This is a genomic window from Microcoleus sp. PH2017_34_RAT_O_A, assembly GCF_020737885.1.
Classification (GTDB): domain Bacteria; phylum Cyanobacteriota; class Cyanobacteriia; order Cyanobacteriales; family Microcoleaceae; genus Microcoleus.
In genome coordinates, this window is record NZ_JAEQDD010000022.1 from 104,046 (window position 1) to 109,474 (window position 5,429).

A 5,429-nucleotide genomic window follows, 5' to 3' on the forward strand; every position below is an offset into this window, starting at 1 on the left:
ACAGGCATCTTGCCTGTTTTTTGCACGGGCTAGAAGCCCATGCCACCAGAAAATTTACTGATTGTGGAACAGGCATCTTGCCTGTTTTTTGCACGGGCTGGAAGCCCATGCTACAAGAAAATTTACTCATTGTGGAACAGGCATCTTGCCTGTTTCTTCCATTATGACGCTCAATTCCTAGATTAAACTGAGCATTTCCTGCACTGCTGTCTAATTTGTAACAATTTTAGGATTATTTTCAGGCAGCGGTGGGCGGGTACACAGATAAGCCAATGGCCCGAACAGGGGCACTAATGTTACTGCCCAAAATGCTATTGAATTTTGCACTCCTCGGCGCGCCATATCGTCGGTTAATAAAGCAGGAAATAGCAGGGAAAGCAGACAAAAGTCTAAACTCATCACGTGGATAAAACGGCTGGTTTGCCACTGCCCAACAAAATCAGACCAATCGCCTTTTGTCAAGCCAAAAGCAACCAACGCAGCAGCGCCTAATGTTAGGACAATCCCAGTAAAACGGGAGTCTAATATTTTTAAGAAAATATTTTTAGTGCCAGAAAATTCTGGATTCGGTTCGCGCAGGGCTAAATAAGGGAGCAAGGCAAATGCACCGACGCCAAATGATAAAGTTGCAAAAATCCATGCTCGTATTTTCTGCCCTCTGCCGTCGGCAAATAAGACGCAACTGTAAATCAGCGGCCAGACTCCCATGATGTTAAACAAAGCTACAATTAAAGGGTTGATGCCTGCTATTTTGCCTGTGGAAAGGTTGGTAATTAGTGTGATGGTGTCGGGGTTGTCGGGTGGCGCAAATACAAAGGCGTAGGTGCTGAATATAATCCAAAGCAGAGCAAATCCAATTTTTCTAGACATATATTCCTTCTCAGAATCGAAAATCGACTCAACCTTCTAAAAATCATCATCGGAGCCCTCATCGGAGCTCTCATCGCTGCGGACAAGTTCCGAAGGAGGCCTGTCATTACTCCAAGCCCACCACACGGCGCCGCACTGGCAGCGGTAAAATTCTTGCCACTTGCGGCGGTTGGACTCGGTGTATACTGGCGATCGACGATTAATCCAGACCTCATGGGCATCCGTGCAGCTAGCAGCGCACTTGGGACAGCAAAACTCAGTAGCGTGAACCGCCGCCGCAGTCCATTCGGGAGGATGTGGAGCAAAAGCTTCCATGTGTTGCGTGTTTCTATCTAAACTGCTGTTAAGTAGGCAAATCAAGGGTTGCTAAAGATCCGTAGAGCTCGCAACGGCATAAGTTATGACATAAGTACGCTGTTGAGTGCGTAATTCCTATGACAGTTATTTTTTTGGCATTTGCCGTCCGATGAATAGTATAACTGATGTGGTGTAAGCCGTCGATCGGCATTCTCAGCTATTTCAAGGACTAGGCTCATGTCTATCTACAACTTTATCTCATTTCTGGGCATCTTTGGCTTGTGTGCGATCGCCTGGATTTTTTCAGAAAACCGCCAAGTTCGCTATATACCTTGGCGCGTCATCATCTGGGGCATTGGCTTACAATTAGTCTTAGGATTTTTAGTATTCCTATTTCCTCCAACTCGCATCGCCCTAGAGTGGTTTACCAGCTTGCTCGATGGAGTATTCACCGCTGCTGACGCCGGTGCCAGATTTGTATTCGGCAGAAACATTGTACCAATACCCGGTCAAGACCCGCCAGTTAATTTAGGATATATTTTCGCCTTTCGGGCTTTACCAACAGTCGTGTTTTTTTCCGGCCTCATGGCATTGCTTTATAATATCGGCGTAATTCAAATTATCACCGAAGTTTTTGCCAAAATATTTTACATGACAATGCGGTTAAGCGGCGCAGAAGCACTCAGCGGCGCCGCCAATATTTTCGTAGGAATCGAAGCAGCAATTGTCGTCAAACCTTATTTGCCACAAATGACTCGTTCCGAGCTTTGTGCAATCCTCTCCTGCTGTTTTGGGACTGCCGCTTCATCAACATTAGCAATTTACGTCAGTTTTCTCAAGCCTGTTTTTCCCAATATTTTAGGGCATTTAGTTTCAGCCTCAATTATCGCCATTCCCGCTTGCTTTGTCCTCTCCAAAATCTTAGTTCCCGAAACAGGTGTACCAGTGACAATGGGCGGCATTCCCAAGGAACAACCAAAACCTCAAGGCCACGAGTTTATCGGCGACGAACTTGGAGAAAATGACGGTGAGATCCGCAAACAAGAGACAGTTGGCGGAGAACCTATCGAACGAGTCAGCCCTTTGGATGCTGCAATTATTGGCGCATTAGACGGTGTGAAAATGGCAGTCGCCATCGCCGCTGTTTTGATTTTAATCTTGGGTTTAGTTTCCTTAATCAATCAATTCTTTGCCTGGCTGGCCGTGTTGCCGGCTCCAATTGGTACAATCTTTAGTTTTATCACCCTGCAAAACATTCAAGGAGCCTTATTTTATCCGCTAACTTTGTTAACCGGAGTTCCGTTTGAGGATTCTTGGACAGCCTCAGTCATCATCGGACGGCGACTGTTAGAAACGGCGATTCCACCTTATCAAACCTTAGCAGAAGCGGCGGCAAAAGGACTGATTAGCGATCGCACAGTATTAATTGTCAGTTACGCCCTTTCCGGTTTCGCCCACTTAGCTTCCGTCGGCATATTTGTCGGCGGTACAATCGCCCTAATTCCCTCCCGCCGCAAAGACATTTCCGAACTTGGTTGGAAAGCCTTATTTGTCGGCACCTTAGCTACAATGATGATTGCCTGCATCGCCGGATTATTTGACACCGGAGACTCCAGCATTTTAGGCACTAAGACACCGCCTACTGCCCCGATTAGCGCTCCTGCTTTGCCGAAGTCGGGCGCATCTCCCGCCGCAAGTCCGAAGCCGTCAGTTGCCCCAGCAATTGCCAGCCCGAAGCCTTTGCCGAAGGGTGAAAAAGCTGCTCCGAAAGCTCAAGAATCTCCTAAATCTGAATCGAAGAAAACGCCTTAATATAGCCTTTCTCAAAAAGGTGAGGTATGACTGACAGGTTATATAACCACTGAAACCAAGAGGGCCCAAGCCCAACAACGTCCGCGAATCTTTCTGAGCCAACAATATTTGTCAATAATTGACAATCTTTAAAACCCGCCCTCACTCACTTTATTATATATGTATGAAAGAGCGCCCAAGCGCAACAACGTACTTAAAAATTAACCTTTATTTTGTGCCTATGGCGTAAGTAATGTTACAGTTATATTTTCGTATTGGAGCGAAATCAAAGTTGATGTAGTTTATTGGTTGTGTGGGGGCGGGTTTATGTAGGTTATTGATGGGAGTTAAATATTGTTGGTGAACCCGCCCCTACGAGTCCCTGATAGATAATTTGATGTAGTTTATTGGTTGTGTGGGGGCGGGTTTATGTAGGTTATTGATGGGAGTTAAATATTGTTGGTGAACCCGCCCCTACGAGTCTCTGATAGATAAGATTGTTTTTTTTGCAATTACCAATTACCAATTACCAATTACCAATTACCCCAAAAATCTATGAATCCAGAACCAGAAATTCGCCGCCTGTTAGATGTGATGCCGGCCTCCGGCCGCATGATGAGTAAAATTATTAATAAGCCTCAACAATCGACGGTAATTGATTGCGATTTTCCTTTACCTTGGCATCAATCTCGCCCGATTTATATTAATTTTGATTTGTGGCGCCTGCTATCTAAGCCGCAGCGGGATTTACTGCTATTGCGTACTGTAAGTTTTCTGGGCAATTTCAAGTGGTTTAAGCCGGATATTTATCAAGGGGCGGCTGTGGCGGGTATTCTCGGCACTGTTGTAGAATTGTTGCAGGGAGATGCGATCGGAATTGCGATCGCCGGTGGGTTGACGGGACTGGCGATGACTCGAATTTGGCGCGACAACCGCAGTTCGCAAGTAGAATTAGATGCCGACGAAACGGCGATTCGGGTGGCGGGAAGGCGCGGTTACAGTGAATCTGAGGCGGCGGGACATCTCCTGGGGGCGATCGAATCTGTGGCGCAGATAGAACAGCGTACTTTGGATTTTAACGAGTTGATTCGGTGTCAAAATTTAAGGGCGATATCGGGTATTTCGGCGGTGGGCGTGCCCGATAGCGTCAGACAGGATTGAAAAAAACATCGAAAGTACGCGCGAGCGAAGCTATCCCGTAGGGAATCGCCCGTACTGCAAAAAAACATCGCTATTCAACCAAATTAGCCTTAACAGACAAAGATTCCAGAAACTTAACTGCCTCATCCAGCATAGCTGCTGGTAATTTCTCAACAATTGCGATCGCCCTTTGACGAGTTTCTAGATTAACTGCTTATGTCGCAGGTTTAACTGACAAAACTTGCACTTTCATCGTCTTAATCAGCTTCAGTAACGTACTTATTTTAAGCGAAAGCGCGATCGCCCGATCGACCTCCTATGACTCCTCCTCATCTACCCACCGACTGAGATAATCCGGCAACTCATCAAAAGATACCCCCACCAAACGGCAAAAATCCCGGCAGTGCCGTGTATCGGTGCGAAAACTTGAATTATGTTTGACCTGAATTGTTAGCATCTTGCATTTATTAACGTTTGTTTATAATTGTTTTTGCTTTTAATTCGCCTATTTTAAGCGCCTATTTTAAGCGCTTATTTTGAACCTTTACTTGATTAAATTACATTATGTAAAAACGCACTCTCAAAGTTAATTCTCGATGTAACATAACGTCATTGCCAACAGGATATTGTTGCCGCTAGTTCTGCGGCGTATCGATAAAAAATCATGAATTAGGACGCAGATTTATTGCAGTAGCTCGATCCTCTATCGCGCTCGCACTCGCGTGCAATTCTGTCACTTTCCTGTGGGCAAACATACCCAATTTAGAATACAGCCATGAACACCCCAGAAACTACGAATTCCTGGATTATTTACCGACTGCTGCCCAACTTTCAGCGCTTACCCATCGGACAATTTCGCAGCCGCAGCGAAGCAGAATCTTCCCTGAAAGTCATCCGACAACTGCTACCCAATACCGACTTAATACTTGCTTTCGAGATTGGCGCCGAAAGTCCAATCACCGAACTCATTGGGCCCCCTGCTAAGGAACCAAACTTGCCCAATTCAGTTAACCGAGAACTCTTGAAACTGTTCATTATCAGTTCTCGCCCTGTTGTTTCCCGCGTCATTCATTCTTTTCACCGCGATAATTTTGCTTGCGCTACTGACTGGAGTCCGTTTGTTCCGACTCAAAATCGAGGTGAAGTGATGAGCGTCTTAATTAAGTATTTTGCCGCTGACTCTTAGCGTTCGATCGAACATTCCTGATTGTACTGCAAAGCGCTCTTTCCTCATATTATTAAGAGCGCTGAAGCGCAACAACGTACCTAATTTTAAAACTGCGCTGCCTAGTTGGGCTTGGGCGCTTTTTCCTGATATTATTAAGAGCGCT

At 45.7% G+C, this 5,429-nt stretch carries 5 protein-coding genes; 3 read left to right on the forward strand and 2 right to left on the reverse strand.

The features are described 5' to 3' along the window. Positions 1 to 210: 210 nt before the first annotated feature. Both JGK11_RS10600 and JGK11_RS10605 read right to left on the reverse strand, forming a co-directional pair. The gene (locus tag JGK11_RS10600; protein WP_293174466.1) at positions 211 to 870 is read right to left on the reverse strand and encodes a DUF2834 domain-containing protein; all 660 of its coding nucleotides are present in this window, start codon (positions 868 to 870) and stop codon (positions 211 to 213) included. A 36-nt stretch (positions 871 to 906) separates the two neighbouring features. Beyond that, positions 907 to 1,185 (reverse strand): hypothetical protein, encoded by a 279-nt coding sequence (locus tag JGK11_RS10605; protein WP_293195650.1) that lies wholly within the window; start codon positions 1,183 to 1,185, stop codon positions 907 to 909. Positions 1,186 to 1,404: 219 nt separating this feature from the next. Between JGK11_RS10605 and JGK11_RS10610 the strand changes: the two genes are divergently transcribed. The 3 genes from JGK11_RS10610 to JGK11_RS10620 all read left to right on the forward strand — a co-directional run bounded on the left by JGK11_RS10610 (position 1,405) and on the right by JGK11_RS10620 (position 5,284). Then, positions 1,405 to 2,979 carry a nucleoside transporter C-terminal domain-containing protein gene (locus JGK11_RS10610; protein WP_293211544.1) on the forward strand — a complete coding sequence of 525 codons (1,575 nt, stop codon included), beginning with the start codon at positions 1,405 to 1,407 and terminating at the stop codon, positions 2,977 to 2,979. Positions 2,980 to 3,513: 534 nt separating this feature from the next. After that, positions 3,514 to 4,119, forward strand: a complete 606-nt coding sequence (locus JGK11_RS10615; RefSeq protein WP_293174457.1) for a DUF3318 domain-containing protein — start codon at positions 3,514 to 3,516, stop codon at positions 4,117 to 4,119. A 754-nt stretch (positions 4,120 to 4,873) separates the two neighbouring features. Beyond that, a complete protein-coding gene (locus JGK11_RS10620; protein ID WP_293174454.1) occupies positions 4,874 to 5,284 on the forward strand; it encodes a hypothetical protein in 411 nt (136 codons plus the stop codon). Positions 5,285 to 5,429 lie beyond the last annotated feature (145 nt).

Coding starts and splice junctions, on each gene's coding strand:
- JGK11_RS10600 (WP_293174466.1), bottom strand. CDS start 870: ATGTCTAGAAAAATTGGATTTGCTCTGCTTTGGATTATATTCAGCACC.
- JGK11_RS10605 (WP_293195650.1), bottom strand. CDS start 1,185: ATGGAAGCTTTTGCTCCACATCCTCCCGAATGGACTGCGGCGGCGGTT.
- JGK11_RS10610 (WP_293211544.1), top strand. CDS start 1,405: ATGTCTATCTACAACTTTATCTCATTTCTGGGCATCTTTGGCTTGTGT.
- JGK11_RS10615 (WP_293174457.1), top strand. CDS start 3,514: ATGAATCCAGAACCAGAAATTCGCCGCCTGTTAGATGTGATGCCGGCC.
- JGK11_RS10620 (WP_293174454.1), top strand. CDS start 4,874: ATGAACACCCCAGAAACTACGAATTCCTGGATTATTTACCGACTGCTG.